Origin of the sequence: Helicobacter sp. 13S00401-1, assembly GCF_002272925.1 — a bacterium.
GTDB lineage: Bacteria > Campylobacterota > Campylobacteria > Campylobacterales > Helicobacteraceae > Helicobacter_I.
The window spans coordinates 36,192-51,370 of the sequence record NZ_MLAR01000002.1 but is presented as its reverse complement, the minus strand read 5'-3'; the positions used below and the strand labels follow the sequence as shown (position 1 = coordinate 51,370).

Sequence of the window (15,179 nt, the reverse complement as noted above, 5' to 3'; positions counted from 1 at the left end):
TATAGACTGGTTGCATAGCTTGTTATTATAGGCAATTTTTAAGCTTAGTGATTTTTATGGACACAAAATTGTTAACTTTGTTACAATGTGAGCCTTTATCAATAAAACTTTAAGGGTATAAATGTGCGCTCAAAAACACACAAAACTAAACAACCTATATATATATATATATCAAAGTTAAAAAAGGCCTATAAGCTAGCCTTTAGTATCTGGATAGTTCTTGCCATCTTACTTTTTATCTTTACTATAGTCTTAAGTGCCCTTTCTTATAATAAAACTTATAAAGCAAACCTAAATGTTATAAGTGTAAATCAAGTAGGCCTTAGCTATGAGTACCATGCAAAACTTCACTTTAAAAGCAATCTTTTTCGTGTGCAAGAAAACATCTCTACCATGACTATCTTAGATATAAACTATAAAGAAAACATAGCCAAATCTAGCATCACTAATCTAAGCACTCATTTGCAATATATAAACTTTAAAAGCCCCCAAAAGTTAGAGGGTAATATAGCAAGCATTAACTATAAGGTTTCTTTCTTACCCTTATATAAAAAGTTAGCCCTAGCTTTTATAGGAGGACTTATGCTTATCTTTATAGTTAGTGAAGTAAGAACTTGCTTTAAAGTAAGGGTGTGTGAGTTTATAGCTTCTCCTAACTTTTTAAAAATCTTTATTATTTCAGTAGTTATTTATCTAGTCGCTTTAAGTGCACTTTTAAGAGGTGATGTTTACTATATAGATGATTTTGGTAGGGCTGTAGGGCAAGGAGATGACTGGATAGGGTTTAGTAGATACATAGCAAAGTATCTATATAACATCATTAATAGCTTTCAAAGTTTCCCTTACACTGATATCTCTCCACTTCCTCAACTTCTAGCAGTTATCATCTTAAGTCTAAGTGGGATGCTTGTATCTTACATAGTGCGTAAAAAGCTTGATATCTTAGGGATAATCGCTACTTTACCCCTAGGCCTAAGCCCTTACTTTTTAGAAAATCTTTCTTATAAGTTTGATTCTCCTTTGATGAGCTTTTCTCTTTTTATACTTTTAGTGCCTTTTTTATTTAAAGATAACTTAAAGCACTTTATCTATATAAGTTTTATAGCCCTCTTACTTTCTCTTTCAACCTACCAAGCAAGTAATGGAATCTATATAATCTTTACTCTCCTTTTAGTGCTTACAAACTATCTTTATAAAGAAAAAAGTATCAAAGAGAATCTAAAGTTTTTAGGCTCTGCAGTGCTTTCTTTTATAGTTGCTATGCTGGTTTATAAGTACTTTATAGCCACTCAAGTTAATGGCTATGTAAGTAGCTATGCTATGAGTTTTACTAAGATCTTAGAAGGGGGGAATCTTAAGATTTATTTAAGTTATATCTTTAGTGACTTAAAAGACTTGCCATTTTTTATCTTTAGCCTAGTTATAGCCTTGCTTTTTATACTAGCTTGTACTTTTAACTCTAAGCAAACTAAGCTTTTATCCTTCATCTCTTCTATAGTTTTTTTAGCCTTAGGGCTTTGTCTTTTTAGTGGGGCTTACTTAGTGCTTTCAAAACCACTTTTATATCCTAGGGCATTTATAGGTTTTGGGGCTTTTATAGCCTTAGTTTATATAAATCTTTTTTATATGAAAAATTCTAAAATTTTAAAAGTCTTAAACGTAGTTTTTGTAGCACTAGGAAGCTACTCTTTAGTAGTTTTTGCTAGTAGTTATGGTAATGCTATCTCAGCCCAACAAAGCTATATGATGCAAAGGGCAGGTTTTTTAGCTAAAGATCTAAGCACTTTAGTTTCAAGAGAGGCACAAACTAAAACTGGTATAGTTTTTGAAGGTAGTATAGGCTACTCACCAGTTACTGATAACTTTATAAAAAGATATGGAAGTATGGCACAAAGGCTTATACCTATAACTCTACTAGGCAATCCATTATGGCCGTGGAATAGACAGCCTCTAATCTACCAAGGCACTAACTATAAAAGCTACAATGAGGCTGTGTGCGCACCACAAAACACCACTGCTAAAAAAAAGCTTGTGTTAGATAACGCCTATCAAAGTATATATAAGTCTAATAGCTGCTACTTTGTAGACTTAAAACCTAGCACATGGAAGGCTAGATAAAGCTAGGGATAAAAAAGTAAATATCTATTTATCTATATACTAAAATGCTGTTATAAAAACAGACATTAAGGCTACTATAAAAAATGACTACTTACAAAAATATGTCTAAAGGCTACAAGTTAGCCTTTAGTGTTTGGATCTTGCTAGCCATCCTAGCCTTTATCTTTACTCTAGTTTTAAGCCTTAGTTCTTTTAATAAGTCTTATACTGCTTTTTTAGACATACAAGGAAGGGTTCATATAGGCGAGATTTATAAGTACAGTGCAAAGATAGAGTATAAAAGCTTACTTTTTAGAAAGCTAGATTCCATATCTAGCATAACTACGCTAGCTACTACTTATATAAAAGGTGTACAAAAAGAAGATATATCTAACTTTCAAAATGAGTTTCATCATATCTACTTTGATAGCCCTAAAAAACTAGAAGTTGGCAACCTTGCTACTTTTAGTTATAAAGTTTCTTATCTAAAAGCTTATAAGAATCTACTTGTACTTTTTATATCTGGTCTTATAATAATTTTCATAGTTAGTAAAGTAGCAAGTAGCTTTAAGCAAAAAGTTTATGAGTTAGTAACTAAGCCTAAGTTTTTAAAGCTTTTTATCTTAAGTGTGATTATCTACCTAGTAGCTTTAAGTGCGCTTTTAAGAGGTGATGTTTACTATATAAACGACTTTGGAAGATCTATAGGACTAGGAGATAACTGGACAGGATTTAGTAGATACATATCTTTATATCTTTATACGTTAATAGATAGCTTTAAGGTCTTTCCTTACACTGATATCTCTCCACTCCCTCAGCTTTTTGCTATAGTGATCTTAAGTCTAAGCGGGATACTTTTAGCTTATATAGTGCGTAAAAAACTTGATATCTTAGGGATAATCGCTACTTTACCCCTAGGCCTAAGCCCTTACTTTTTAGAAAATCTTTCTTATAAGTTTGATTCTCCTTTGATGAGCTTTTCTCTTTTTATACTTTTAGTGCCTTTTTTATTTAAAGATAACTTAAAGCACTTTATCTATATAAGTTTTATAGCCCTCTTACTTTCTCTTTCAACCTACCAAGCAAGTAATGGAATTTATATCATCCTAACTTTATTTTTTATCTTTACTAATCTTATCTACAAAGAAAAAAGCCTAAAAGAAATACTTCAGTTTCTTTTTGCTGCAGTTATAACTTTTATAGTGGCCATACTTTTTTATAGATACTTTATAGTCACGCCAGTTCCACTTAGCTTAAGTGGTTATGTAAGTAGTAATACCATGCAAGCTACTAAAATCTTAGAAGGTGGCAACCTCAAAATCTATCTAAGTTTTATTTTTAGTGATCTAAAAAGCTTGCCATTTTTTACTTTCTTAGTAGTAAGTGCTTTGCTTTTTATTCTAACTAGCATGCTTTTAGGCAAGAGAAACTTTATAGTCTCTTTTATAGCTTCTTTAGTCTTTTTAGCCCTAGCTTTAAGTCTATCTTATGGTGCTTATCTAGCCTTGCAAAATGCCCTCTTTGCCCCAAGGGCCTTTATAGGTTTTGGAGGATTTGCAAGCTTAGTCTTTTTAGGTGTGCTTTATAAGAGTAAGTTTAGATTCTTGAAAGGCTTAAGCATAGTTTTTGTAGCACTAGGAAGCTACTCTTTAGTAGTTTTTGCTAGTAGTTATGGTAATGCTATCTCAGCCCAACAAAGTTATATGATGTATAGAGCAGGGTTGGTGGCTAAAGATTTAAGCGCTTTAGTGCCAAGAGAGGCACAAAATAAAGTAGGTGTAGCTTTAGAAGGAAGTATAGGCTACTCACCAGTAACACTAAACTTCATAGATAGATACTATGGAGGTATAGCAAAAAGGCTTATACCTAATGTCATGATAAATAAAGCCTTCCCTTTTACTAACTACCCACTAATCTATCAAGGAAGTAACTATCAAAGCTTTTATGGTAGTGCTTGTGCACCTGAAAATACCTACATAAAAGATAGCAGTGCTAAAAAAGAACTTTTATTAGATAACTCCTATCAAAGTATATATAAGTCTAATAGCTGCTACTTTGTAGATTTAAAACCTAGTACGTGGAATCCTAAAAAGTTTTAAAAGACTAGAGCTTAAAGCTAGTCTTTTTGAGATTTAAAAAAAAAGCTTTATGCTTTTCCTTTGGCTTTATGAATCTTGTCTATATACTTATAGCTTACTTTTATAAGTTCATTTTTAGGTAAGTTTAAAGCTAGGGCGTTTAAAGAGGCGTTGATATCAGTAAAAAGATAGTTTGCAAGGCTACCTGGGACTGGATTTATCTCATTAATATAAACTTCATCATCTATAACAAAAAAATCACATCTAATCAAAGCTCCAGCAAAGATATCACCATAAAGCTTATCAAAGTTTAGTTTTAGTCTAGATTCTAAGCTTTCACTTAAGACTGCCTTACTTACTTCAGTAGTCCTTGAAAAATCAAGATACTTATTTTCAAAGTCTAAAAACTCCTTTTTAACTGGCTCTTCTACTACTGAGTGCACCATACCTTCTTTTGCTAAAAAACCTGCTAAGTTAAACTCTTTTACATTTTCCACAAAAGGCTCAACTATGACCTTATTATCAAACTCAAATGCAACATCAAGTGCGTAGTCAAGCTCTTTTATATCACGCACCACACTTACTCCTAGGCTACTTCCTAGTCTTAAAGGCTTAATGATAAAAGGAGGCTTTAAAGTTACAACTCTATCTTCCCTACTTACTATTTCATAGCGAAGAGTTTTTACATCACAAGTAGCAGCATAAAGCTTAGTTAAGCTTTTATCAAAACTAAGCATAGAGGCTTCAGCCCTAGGACCTATGTATCTAATCTTATAAAAATCAAAAAGTGCACTTAAAGTGCCATCTTCTCCATCTTTACCATGTATGAGATTTATAACTATGTTAGTTTCTAAAGGCACAACTTTACCTAACATACCTTTAGTGTAAAAGCCTTCAACTCCCAAAAAAAGCTCTTTAGCGTCTTTGTACTTGCCATTTGAAAAGTAAGTTGACTTCATGTCTTTTTTGTCTATGAGATAGAATCTATGACTTCCATCTAAGAAGATACACTGCTTTATAGATAGCCCTTTTTTAAGTAAGGAGATAGCACTAACTATACTTATCTCATGCTCAAAACTTGCTCCACCAAAAACTATACTAAACTCCATTATTAATCCTCCCTTGCTTTATAGTTTGCAAATAGCGCTTCTAAGGCTTTAAGTGCTTTTAGGCGATGTGAGATTTTATTTTTTTCACTAGGATCTAGCTCACCTAGTGACTTGTGAGTTTCTAGGAATCTTTTTTCATCATCTTTACTTGTGAAATCAAGCCTTAGCTCTTCTTCACTTGGATAAAACATGCCATCATAGCCAAAGCCATTACTTCCTCTTTCTTCTACACAAGCTACTCCAGAAAGACTTTTTCTTAGCACACCACTTTCTTGTTTACCTTTTTCTAACCTATCTTTATACATTTTATCTTGAGTTTTTATGGCATAGGCTATAGCGCATTCAAAGCTTGCAAAACTTCCCCAAAGACCTTTTTTTTCTAGCTCAGCTTTTAGTTTTGCACAGTTTGCTTTAGAATCTGCCTTAGCCCCACCAAGTATATTGTCTCCAAGGGCAGCATATCTTGCACTATAAACTCCAGGTGCGCCATTTAAAGCCTCTACACTTAAACCACTATCATCAGCTATAACTATGAACTCTTCTAGCTTTATATCCCTTAAAAGGGCTTCAACTTTAAGCATGGCATTACCTTCAAAGCTATCTTTGTTTTCATCTACATCAAAGCTATCTACTCCTGCATCTTTTAGGCTTAGTACTTCTGAGTTTAGTATAAGCCTAACTTCCCTAAGCTTATCTTCATTACCCGTAGCTAAAACTATAGGTAGGCTATACTTAGATGAGTTATCTTTTGGCATATTTAGTTTCCTTATAAGTTGTGAATATTCTTAAGATTGATTAGTTAAAATTATACCTATCTTATAACTTTTAAACCCCATTTCGCCACCACAAAAGGATCTTTGATTATGTTTGTAAAAATACTGCCTATGCTACTTACTTTAATGTTTCGCTTTTTTGGACTTTTTATCATCTTGCCAGTTATATCTGTAACTATAGATTCTATAGCTAATGCAACTTATATGAGTGTAGGTATAGCACTTGGAGTGCCCTACTTAGTGCAAATCTTTACTCAGCCTATATTTGGGCGTATAAGTGATAAGTTTGATAGACGTCATGTCGTCATAGTAGGAATTATCATCTTTGTTATAGGTAATATAGTCTGTGCCCTAAGCCCTAACATAGAGATACTAATATTAGGGCGTGTTATAGAAGGTATAGGTGCTATAGGTGGGGTGCTTAGTGCCATGGTAGCAGATAGTGTAAAAGAAGAGTTTAGAATCCGCGCTATGGCGATAATGGGTATAGGGATCTTTGTAAGCTTTGTTGTAGCCATAATAGTAGGGCTTGTAGTAGGAACTCACTTTGGACTAAGATCACTTTTTTGGATAAGTGCTATCTTAAACCTCATATCTATACTTTTTGTTTTAAAAGCCAAAAAGATAGAAAAGATAAGATATGACTATCACAGAAAAGATAGAGCTACTTCTAAAAGCATCTATCTTCTTTCAGGCAGTGTTTTATTAGAAAAGTTTTTTATGACAGCAACTTTTATGATAGCTCCTCTTTTATTAAGCGAAACCTTTGGAGTAAGCAAAACTAATCTTTACATGGTCTATATACCGGGTCTAGTGCTTGGAATCTTAGCTATGGGCGTAGGCTCTATGCTGAGTGAAAAAAGAAATAAAAACTATCTAGTTTTAGTACTAAGTGTATTTATGTTTGTAGTGGCTTATGTGTTTATGTACTACTCTATAAGCTTTGTTATCTTTGGTATAGGCTTAATCTTTTTCTTCATGGGCTTTGTTGTACAAGAAGCCCTCTTACAAGGCTTAGTAAGCAAGCTATGCCTTGCAAGTCAGAGAGGGAGGGTCTTAGGTGACTTTAACGCCTTTGGCTTTGCGGGGTCTTTTTTAGGCGCGTTTTTAGGAGGCTTTGCTCATGCAGGTGCTATAACATCTAGTTCTTATAACACTATCTTTATCATAGCTATCATAGTTGCAGCCATATGGTTTATCCTAGTAGCCCTAATCTTTAAAAACCCTAAGAAAAACGCCACCTTTTATGTAGAAAGCTCTAAGGTTGATGATGCTGATTTAAAACAACTAGATTCTTTAAAAAGCATAGTTGAGTACTATAAAAACGAAACCCAAGGCGTAGTTACTATAAAATACAGGGCAAATGAGTTAGATCCAAAAGAGCTAAATGCCATGTTGCACTTAAAGGCTTAAATATGAACTTGCATAAGTATGTAGCTTTTTTAGTTTTGCTTTTTAGTCTTTCTTTTGGAAGCCCTCTAACTAATATAAAGACTTTTAAGGCAAACTTTACACAAGAGATAAAAGGTGAAGTAGGTGCAAAAAGTATCTTTTATCAAGGAAGTCTTGAAGCTACTAGTGATAATTTAGCCCTTTGGAATTACACTTTGCCTTTTAAAAAGCAAGTTTATATAGAACATGGAAAAGCTTATATCTATGAACCCATGCTTAATCAAGTAACTATAGGCAGTTTTGATAGTCAAGCTGACTTTTTAGGCGTGCTAAAAAATGCTAAAAAGATAGATGAAGATACTTACGAGGCAACTATTAATAAGCATGTATATACTTTAAAGCTAAAAGATTCTAAGCCCTATATCCTAAGCTATAAAGATGACTTAGGTAATGAAGCCATAATAGTCTTTAAAAACGTAGAAATAAATAAAGACTTAAAAGCAACTGACTTTGACTTTCACATACCAGAAGATGCCGAGATAGTTCATATAAACTAGTAAAAACTACTAGCTAATAGCGTGCTTGCTATAAAGCTATAAAGGCTAACTAATTCTCATAATCATATACAAATCTTAAATTAAGCTACAATTGTTAAGCAAAACCTCACAAAAAAGGATAAATCTTGCTTTTAAAAAGTAGCACCCAACTTATGATAAGCCAAAAACCTACAAGCAAACTTAACCTAGAAAATGGGGGGGGGGGGGGTGGACTTTGTCTTTTGCTTTTCCTCTTGCCTTTTGCCTTGATAAAAACACCCAGCTTTTTTACCCAGCCTTTTTCCAAAGCCCATCTCTTTTTAAGAAAGTTTTTAAAAAAGAGTTAATGGCTACTTTATTTTATCTAGGTCTATAGAGTTAACTTTCATGAAGCATTTACAAGATAACTCAACATCTACTACTAACCAAAGCTTGAAGGATAAAAACTTCCATACTATAGAATCTAACTCGCTTTTTGCCATCACTTTAGAAGAGATTAATGCACTAGATAAAAAACGACCTTTTGGACTTAGTGGGCATATGAGGGTTAAAAATGAAGAAGCCACTATAGAAGCAAGCGTGCACTCCATCATGCCAGTCTTAGATGAGCTAATCCTCTCAGTCCAACCAAGCGAAGATAAAACTTATGAGTTAGCACTAAAACTAAAAGATACCTATAAAGATAAACTTAAGCTAATCTACTACACGCCAAGCGTGCTTCCAGCCCACTCTTCACATGTAAGAGTAGGTGAAGAGATGAAAAGTGTGCTTAAAAGATTTGAAGGGGTCTTGCCGGCTAAGTCTATCCACTCTCTAGCGCATTTTTATAACCATGGCATGATTAAGGTAAGTTATAGCCACTATATGAAAGTAGATGCAGATCAGATCTACCTAACTAGAAAGTGCCAGGAGTTAAAAGAGGCTTTAAAGCTTATATATGACTTAGATTCTGCAGGTTTTAAGATCTCTAAGCTAGGTAAGTTAAAAGCAAAACTTATAGCTAAATATTTTTTGAGACCTAACTTAAAGCTTACTGTTTTATCTTACTATCTAGCTTATAAAAATACTGCCTTTGCCTTAGGCGGGATAAACATAGGCTTAAGTAAGGCTCAGTTTAAAGATATCTATAAAGACTATGATGATAAAAAGAATGAAAAAAGATACGCACTTGGAAGCTTTTCAGGACCTTTTAAAAATGGTGCTTTAAAGGATTTAGATATCACTAAGCTAAAAACTAGTTTTTTTAAAAGTGGTGAAAAGTGTATGTTAAAAGAGTGTTTAGTCCCTCTTAAAAACAACGACTATCCACCTTATAATGGAAGTGAGCTTTTAGTTTTAGAAGTAACTAAAGATAATCTTTACAAGATGGATAAAGACTATAAGTATGAAGTTATGCCTGTTGCTAATGTTAAAAGCTTACAAGCCCTTGGAATCTTTTGGCTGCACTTTGGGCTAGTAAAAAGGAACTACTTTATAAGTGGGGAGTGTTTTAAAGATTACATCCCTATAAAAAACTATATAAAAGCTAGTAAAAGCTTTTTGCTAAGTAGCATTACAAACGCTACTTCTCACACCTTAAATCATATAAAAGTTTGGCATAAGAAAGATAGCAAAGATTTAAAAAAGCTTTTAGAGAAAAGTTTAGATTCTATGCAAGATTAAAAAGGTTTATGTATTATAAGTCATAGGCATGATTATTCTGTGTGCAAGGTTAGCTAGCTCTTTATTCTAACACTTTCTTTTTTTTATTTCTTCTTACTTATATATTTTCTTTTAATAAAAAAAAGGGGGTTATCCCCTCCCTTACTTTTTGCAAAACTGCGAAAGTGTAAGCTTCCTTGAAAGCGTCAGCTTCCTCGAAAAAGAAGTTTCCTTGAAAGTGCAAGTTTCCTTGAAAAATCGCGCTTTTGCACTTCTGCTTACTTGTCTTTGCTTTTTGTACCACAAAACAAAGCGAGAATGTCTTTGGCTTAAAAAAATTATGACTATGGCTATTTATTCACATAAAATAACTGTCTATTAAATATGATGCTTTTTGGTATGGTTACTTTTTGTAAGTTTTATTTATTTGTTTTAAGTATTTTTTAAGTTTAATCTTATTTTTTTAGTTACTTATAGTTACTTTTAGTATAAATAAATTTTAGCTATAAAAATAATGTTACTTAAGTATAAGCCATGAAGTTTTATTGATTCTTTTTAAGAAAAATGTGTTTTATTGACACAATATTTTTTCAAAAGCATTATTATTGCCTTCACAAAAACTAATCATGGAGTTTCAATAATGAAAAAATACGATGTTGCCATAATCGGAGCAGGGCCTGGTGGCTACTCTTTAGCAGTTCAGCTTGGGAGCAAAGGTAAAAAAGTAGCACTAATAGAAAAGGCTGAGCTTGGAGGTACTTGTGTAAACGTAGGTTGTATACCAACTAAAAGCCTTATAACTTCTGCAAGATATGCATCTAAAAACTTACATAAGTATGGGGTAGAAACTAGTGAAGCGCTTTTAAACATTAAAACAGTAGCAAGTAATGCTATTAGAATCTCAAAAACACTAAATGGCTCTATAGCTAAAGCCTTAGAGGGCGCAAAGGTTGAACTTTATAAAGGTAAAAGTGCTAAGTTTGTAGATGCCCACACTCTTGATATCGAAGGCGAAAAGATAGAAGCTAGCAAGATAGTTATAGCAACAGGTGGAAGAAATAACACCTTTAATATAGAAAATGCAGACTTACTAACCAAGCAAGGCAAGCTGCTTTACTCAACTGAGGCTTTAAGAACTGAAGTTTTACCTAAAAAACTAGTCATCATAGGAAGTGGGATAATCTCTTTAGAGTTTGCTTACTACTTTGCTGCTATGGGCTCAGAAGTAACTATGCTAGAGTTTGCTCCTAAACCTTTCCCATCTTTTGATAGAGATGTAGCTAGTGAGATAGAAAAAAGCCTTAGTGGATTAAAAGTAAGCGTTAGAACTAATGTTAAATTTATCCGTTTTAATGAAGACTTAAGCTTAGAGATAGAAGTAGAAGGTAAAAAAGAAAAGATAGAGGCTGATAAGTTTTTAGCAGCAGTTGGTAGACGTCCAAATAGCGAGCTAGCACAAGGTATAGTTGATATAGATGAAAGGGGTAATATAAAGATTAATGATGCTAATCAAACAAGCCTTCCTCACATCTATGCTATGGGAGATGTAACTGGTAAAAAGCCACTTTCTTCAGTGTCTTATAAGCATGCTGATACTATCTATGAACACATTATGGGTAAACAAGTAGATGTAGTAAAAGTAGATCATATACCAACATCTGTATATATAGGGGTTGATATAGCAGGAGTTGGTAAGAGTGAAGAAAGACTTTTAAAAGAGGGGATTCCTTATAAAGTTTTAAAAGTCTCAGGGATGAATCTCCCACGTCTTCATGCTGAACAAACTCCAGAAGTTGGCTTAGTAAAACTACTTATTGATGAAGAAAATGATAGATTACTAGGAGCACACCTTGTATTAAAAGATGCAAGTTTAGTTATAAACACACTAGCTTTAGCAGTAAGTGATAAGATAAAACTTAGAGATCTTTATAATATAGGCTATACACACCCTTCAGTGGCTGAAGCAATCTATTACGCTTTGCGCCCGCTTTATCTATAACAAATCTTATAGAATCTAAAAGCTTTTAGATTCTATAAGATTAAATATTTACTTAGCTTGCTCATAAAGTAAGCTTTTATACTCTTCGCATGCTTTTAAGCTTCCTGCTTGACACTTACTTTTTAGCCCTTTTAGCATAGCTAGTTTTTCTTTCTCATCTGCCTTATCCCACTTTGCTTTTAGTAGCCTAGCTTCTTTGGAGATAGGAGGAGTTTTTATAACTTCAGATTCTACTGGTTTAGATTTTGCTGGTTTAGATTCCACTGATTTAGATTCTACTTTGGCTTGGGTGGTTTTAATTTCTTTAGCAGCATGAGTTATAGTGTAGTGCTGATAGAGATAAAAGATAAGGGCTGCTACTGGTATGATTAAAAAGTCTGCTTTTCTAAGTTTTAGTCTAAAGCGTGACCTTGGTTTTTCTTCTTGTGACATTTTTTAACCCCTCTTTTTTAAACACACTTAGAATCTAACATATATAAAACTTACTCTGGACTTACTTTTAAGATCTGATAGTCTTTATCTAACTCTATATCTAGCATATCGCTATCTTCTAATAGTATGCTTGATTTAACTTCTGTTGGAAAGTGTCTATGAAGTAGTATCTCGTTATTATCCCTCCAGCTAGATTCTGTAGTGATGCTAGCATTTAGCAGCTCTCCTTCTATACTTGAAGCAAGATTTGCATTTTGTATCCTTTCATCTTGAAGCTTTATGGCTGTGTCTTTTTGTAAGTGGACTTGTTTTAAAAGTGCTGCGTAGTACTGAAGCATCTTTTTAACTTCAGGGTCTAGTGGAGAGGCTTCAGCCTTGCTTTTAGCTATAAGTGGTTTTAGTGTTTCTATTACAGGTCTTAGCTTTTTTGCCTTAGTGATTAAGACTTTGCAGTAGTTAACGCGTGATTTTACATGCTCTTTTAAGAGGGTATCTTTTGCAAGCAAGCCTAAAAAGTGAGGTTTTTCATCAATATTAGCCATGATATTAAACTCTAACTTGTTTTCTACTCCATCTATTAGTTTTAAATGTATGCTTTCTGAAAAGTAGATATTGCAATTATTTCTCAAACGTGAAACTACTACTCTTTTTGCTACTACCTTACCTCCATTAAGCTGGAGTATGTTTGCATCTTGAGTGAATATACGCCCAAGCTCTAGATACTCGACATTAGCTTCAGTTTTGGCATAAAGTGTGCCTTTGTGTATGTTTATAAAGGCTTCATTAGCATATATAGTAGAACTTTGGTGTGTTTGGCCTTTTATATTTAGATTATTAGATCTAATTAGTGCGTTTTCGCCGACATTACCAGTTATATTTACTACATCAGCTTCTATGATAGCTCCATTTTGTATGGCATCTTTTGAGTTATCGCTACATTCAACGTCTACTTCTATGCCTTTTTCTAGGCCTCCTAGTATGCTTCCTGTTTTATTACTCACTGTTTCAAAAGTAGCTATGGATATAACTTTTAGTCCATCTTGAAAGTCAACTAAGCCTTTAGACTTTGCCTTATAGATTATCTTTCTATCAGTTTCTTCTTTGTCTATATTTTCATCTATACTAGGTGGGTTAGCATAGATAGCGCCTTCTTTTTCTTTAGTCTCTTTGGTGGTTTCTCTGCTTGCTATAGCTTGCATGTTCATAAACTCACCTTTAAGATTACGCCCATTAATTATCTCATCGTCTTTAAAAAAGATAGCTACTTCTTCGCCTTCATTTGCAGCATAGAGGGCATTATCTATAGAATCTGCATTATTTTTTTTAACCCAAGCTTCTTCTAAGAGATTAAGCAAGCCTCTTTGTTTATAACTAGCCTTACTCCTTAGTATCTCGTAGTTTAAAGTACTAGTTAAAACACATAAGTCTCCAAAGTCATTTAGTATATGAACTAAAGTGGCTTTTAAGAATTTAGAGTTATGCAAGATAACATTTTGTTCTACTAGTTTTGCTAGCACGTAGTCTATAAACTGCATTTTATAAACTTCAGAGCTATCTATGAAAAGGCCCTCTTTTAAGATAAGTGTTGCAAAAAGATTGTTTCTATCTATCTTTATATCTATAGCACTAAAGTCATACTCTCTAGGAGTTATCTCTACTTCATATTTTTGATATATCTCTTTATCAGAAGTCTCATACTCGCTTTCAAAGTAGCCTGAAGGCACAGGCATATCGTTAGTAAAAAAAGTCCTTGCAGAGTTAATGTGGATGTTACAATTATGCAAGTTGATATTTGCACTTTTACTAAAGGTGCTTAGGTCCTTCTCCCAGTTCAAGATACTAAGTTTTTTCTTAGAGAAGAAGTCCATGTTTAAGCTCCTATAAAGTATATATTTTGGTATTTCTGATAGCTAAATAATGCCTAAAAAGAGTAGGTATTTTATACAGAAAGTTAACTTATCTTTAAATTATATAATCTAAAAAGCTAACACATTCATGCAACTTTTACCAATATTGTACTAAGCTAAAACATAAAAATAGTAATGAGGTGTAAATATGAAAAAAAATGTAGTGTTTTTTGAAGTTAGAGGCGGAAGTGATAAAGGAAAAGATGGTTACAGACCAGATACTATGCCTATGGTTGATGCCCTTAAAAGTAAGGGTTATGATGCCGAAGTTATCTTTTTTGAAGTAGGTAAAAAAGATGAGATTTATGAGTATGTGAAAAATAATGCTATAGCTTATGTCTCTCGTATAAATCCTGGGAATCTAAAAGAAGAAAATGAGTACTTTGATATGCTTAGAAAGCTTTGTAAGGATGGAATCATTCCTATGCCTCATCCTGATGCTATGATAGGTTATGGTGCAAAAGATGCCCTTGTGCATTTAAATGACACTCCTTTAGTCCCAAAAGATACCTATGCTTATTATGATATTCAAACTTTTAAAGAAAACTTTCCTAAAACTTTAGCTAAGGGACAAAGGGTTTTAAAACAAAACAGAGGCTCAACAGGTGAAGGAATCTGGCGTGTGCAACTGCTTCATCCACTAAGTAAACCAGTAGATTCCTTACCACTTGATACAGAGATAAAATGTACTGAAGCTAAAGATAATCACACTGAGATTAGAAAGCTAGGCGAGTTTATGGACTTTTGTGAGCAATATATCACAGGGGAAAATGGCATGCTAGTAGATATGACTTTTTTACCACGCATAGTAGAAGGTGAGATAAGGCTATTAATGCTTTATGATAAACCAGTAAATGTAGTTCACAAAAAGCCAGCAGAAGGAGGAGATAACTTCTCAGCTACGCTTTTTAGTGGCGCAAAGTATAGATATGATGACCCTAGCTTATGGAAAGACTTAGTAAGTACTTTTTTAAGTGAGATTCCTATGATAAAACAAAAGCTAGGTAATTATGACTTGCCTTTAATTTGGACGGCTGACTTTATACTAGACACTGATAAAGATGGCAAAGATAAGTATGTCTTAGGTGAGATAAACTGCTCTTGTGTAGGCTTTACATCTCAGCTAGAGCTTGCTCCAAAAGTAGCAGATGAAATCATAGCTATAATAGAGCGAGCTAAGAAGTAAGTTTTAAAACCTATAAAATCACTGTAGAA

At 33.4% G+C, this 15,179-nt stretch carries 11 protein-coding genes; 7 read left to right on the top strand and 4 right to left on the bottom strand.

Annotation, left to right across the window (positions count from 1 at the left end; translation table 11 throughout):
• Positions 1-123: 123 nt before the first annotated feature.
• Both BKH43_RS01575 and BKH43_RS01570 read left to right on the top strand, forming a co-directional pair.
• Positions 124-2,118, top strand: a complete 1,995-nt coding sequence (locus tag BKH43_RS01575) for a glucosyltransferase domain-containing protein (protein ID WP_095227837.1) — start codon at positions 124-126, stop codon at positions 2,116-2,118.
• An 83-nt stretch (positions 2,119-2,201) separates the two neighbouring features.
• Complete coding sequence (locus BKH43_RS01570) at positions 2,202-4,196, top strand: glucosyltransferase domain-containing protein (RefSeq protein ID WP_095227835.1); 1,995 nt, start codon at positions 2,202-2,204, stop codon at positions 4,194-4,196.
• 47 nt (positions 4,197-4,243) lie between these two features.
• Here BKH43_RS01570 and BKH43_RS01565 read toward each other — a convergent pair whose 3' ends face one another.
• Together BKH43_RS01565 and BKH43_RS01560 are read right to left on the bottom strand one after the other, a co-directional pair.
• The gene (locus tag BKH43_RS01565) at positions 4,244-5,284 is read right to left on the bottom strand and encodes a D-alanine--D-alanine ligase (RefSeq protein WP_095227833.1); all 1,041 of its coding nucleotides are present in this window, start codon (positions 5,282-5,284) and stop codon (positions 4,244-4,246) included.
• 2 nt (positions 5,285-5,286) lie between these two features.
• Entirely contained in the window at positions 5,287-6,039 is a 753-nt protein-coding gene (locus BKH43_RS01560; RefSeq protein WP_095227831.1) for a non-canonical purine NTP pyrophosphatase, read from the bottom strand.
• Between the two features lie 108 nt (positions 6,040-6,147).
• Between BKH43_RS01560 and BKH43_RS01555 the strand changes: the two genes are divergently transcribed.
• The 4 genes from BKH43_RS01555 to BKH43_RS01530 all read left to right on the top strand — a co-directional run bounded on the left by BKH43_RS01555 (position 6,148) and on the right by BKH43_RS01530 (position 11,625).
• Positions 6,148-7,470, top strand: coding sequence for an MFS transporter (locus BKH43_RS01555; protein WP_095227829.1), 1,323 nt, complete (start codon positions 6,148-6,150; stop codon positions 7,468-7,470).
• Between the two features lie 2 nt (positions 7,471-7,472).
• Positions 7,473-8,006, top strand: coding sequence for a LolA-like outer membrane lipoprotein chaperone (lolA, locus tag BKH43_RS01550; RefSeq protein ID WP_095227827.1), 534 nt, complete (start codon positions 7,473-7,475; stop codon positions 8,004-8,006).
• 366 nt (positions 8,007-8,372) lie between these two features.
• Positions 8,373-9,647, top strand: a complete 1,275-nt coding sequence (locus BKH43_RS01540) for a hypothetical protein (protein ID WP_095227823.1) — start codon at positions 8,373-8,375, stop codon at positions 9,645-9,647.
• A 619-nt stretch (positions 9,648-10,266) separates the two neighbouring features.
• Positions 10,267-11,625: an FAD-dependent oxidoreductase gene (locus BKH43_RS01530; protein WP_095227819.1), complete on the top strand. Its 1,359-nt coding sequence runs from the start codon at positions 10,267-10,269 to the stop codon at positions 11,623-11,625.
• 48 nt (positions 11,626-11,673) lie between these two features.
• Here BKH43_RS01530 and BKH43_RS01525 read toward each other — a convergent pair whose 3' ends face one another.
• Both BKH43_RS01525 and BKH43_RS01520 read right to left on the bottom strand, forming a co-directional pair.
• The gene (locus tag BKH43_RS01525) at positions 11,674-12,057 is read right to left on the bottom strand and encodes a hypothetical protein (protein WP_095227818.1); all 384 of its coding nucleotides are present in this window, start codon (positions 12,055-12,057) and stop codon (positions 11,674-11,676) included.
• A gap of 50 nt (positions 12,058-12,107) precedes the next feature.
• Positions 12,108-13,925 (bottom strand): hypothetical protein, encoded by a 1,818-nt coding sequence (locus tag BKH43_RS01520; protein ID WP_095227815.1) that lies wholly within the window; start codon positions 13,923-13,925, stop codon positions 12,108-12,110.
• A gap of 187 nt (positions 13,926-14,112) precedes the next feature.
• Between BKH43_RS01520 and BKH43_RS01515 the strand changes: the two genes are divergently transcribed.
• On the top strand, positions 14,113-15,150 hold the full coding sequence (locus BKH43_RS01515; protein WP_095227813.1) for a Cj0069 family protein: 1,038 nt from the start codon (positions 14,113-14,115) through the stop codon (positions 15,148-15,150).
• The last annotated feature ends 29 nt before the right edge of the window (positions 15,151-15,179 follow it).

Excerpts from the sequence above, each read along its gene's own strand:
- BKH43_RS01570 (WP_095227835.1), top strand. The coding sequence starts at position 2,202 with ATGACTACTTACAAAAATATGTCTAAAGGCTACAAGTTAGCCTTTAGT.
- BKH43_RS01565 (WP_095227833.1), bottom strand. The coding sequence starts at position 5,284 with ATGGAGTTTAGTATAGTTTTTGGTGGAGCAAGTTTTGAGCATGAGATA.
- BKH43_RS01560 (WP_095227831.1), bottom strand. The coding sequence starts at position 6,039 with ATGCCAAAAGATAACTCATCTAAGTATAGCCTACCTATAGTTTTAGCT.
- BKH43_RS01555 (WP_095227829.1), top strand. The coding sequence starts at position 6,148 with ATGTTTGTAAAAATACTGCCTATGCTACTTACTTTAATGTTTCGCTTT.
- lolA (WP_095227827.1), top strand. The coding sequence starts at position 7,473 with ATGAACTTGCATAAGTATGTAGCTTTTTTAGTTTTGCTTTTTAGTCTT.
- BKH43_RS01540 (WP_095227823.1), top strand. The coding sequence starts at position 8,373 with ATGAAGCATTTACAAGATAACTCAACATCTACTACTAACCAAAGCTTG.
- BKH43_RS01530 (WP_095227819.1), top strand. The coding sequence starts at position 10,267 with ATGAAAAAATACGATGTTGCCATAATCGGAGCAGGGCCTGGTGGCTAC.
- BKH43_RS01525 (WP_095227818.1), bottom strand. The coding sequence starts at position 12,057 with ATGTCACAAGAAGAAAAACCAAGGTCACGCTTTAGACTAAAACTTAGA.
- BKH43_RS01520 (WP_095227815.1), bottom strand. The coding sequence starts at position 13,925 with ATGGACTTCTTCTCTAAGAAAAAACTTAGTATCTTGAACTGGGAGAAG.
- BKH43_RS01515 (WP_095227813.1), top strand. The coding sequence starts at position 14,113 with ATGAAAAAAAATGTAGTGTTTTTTGAAGTTAGAGGCGGAAGTGATAAA.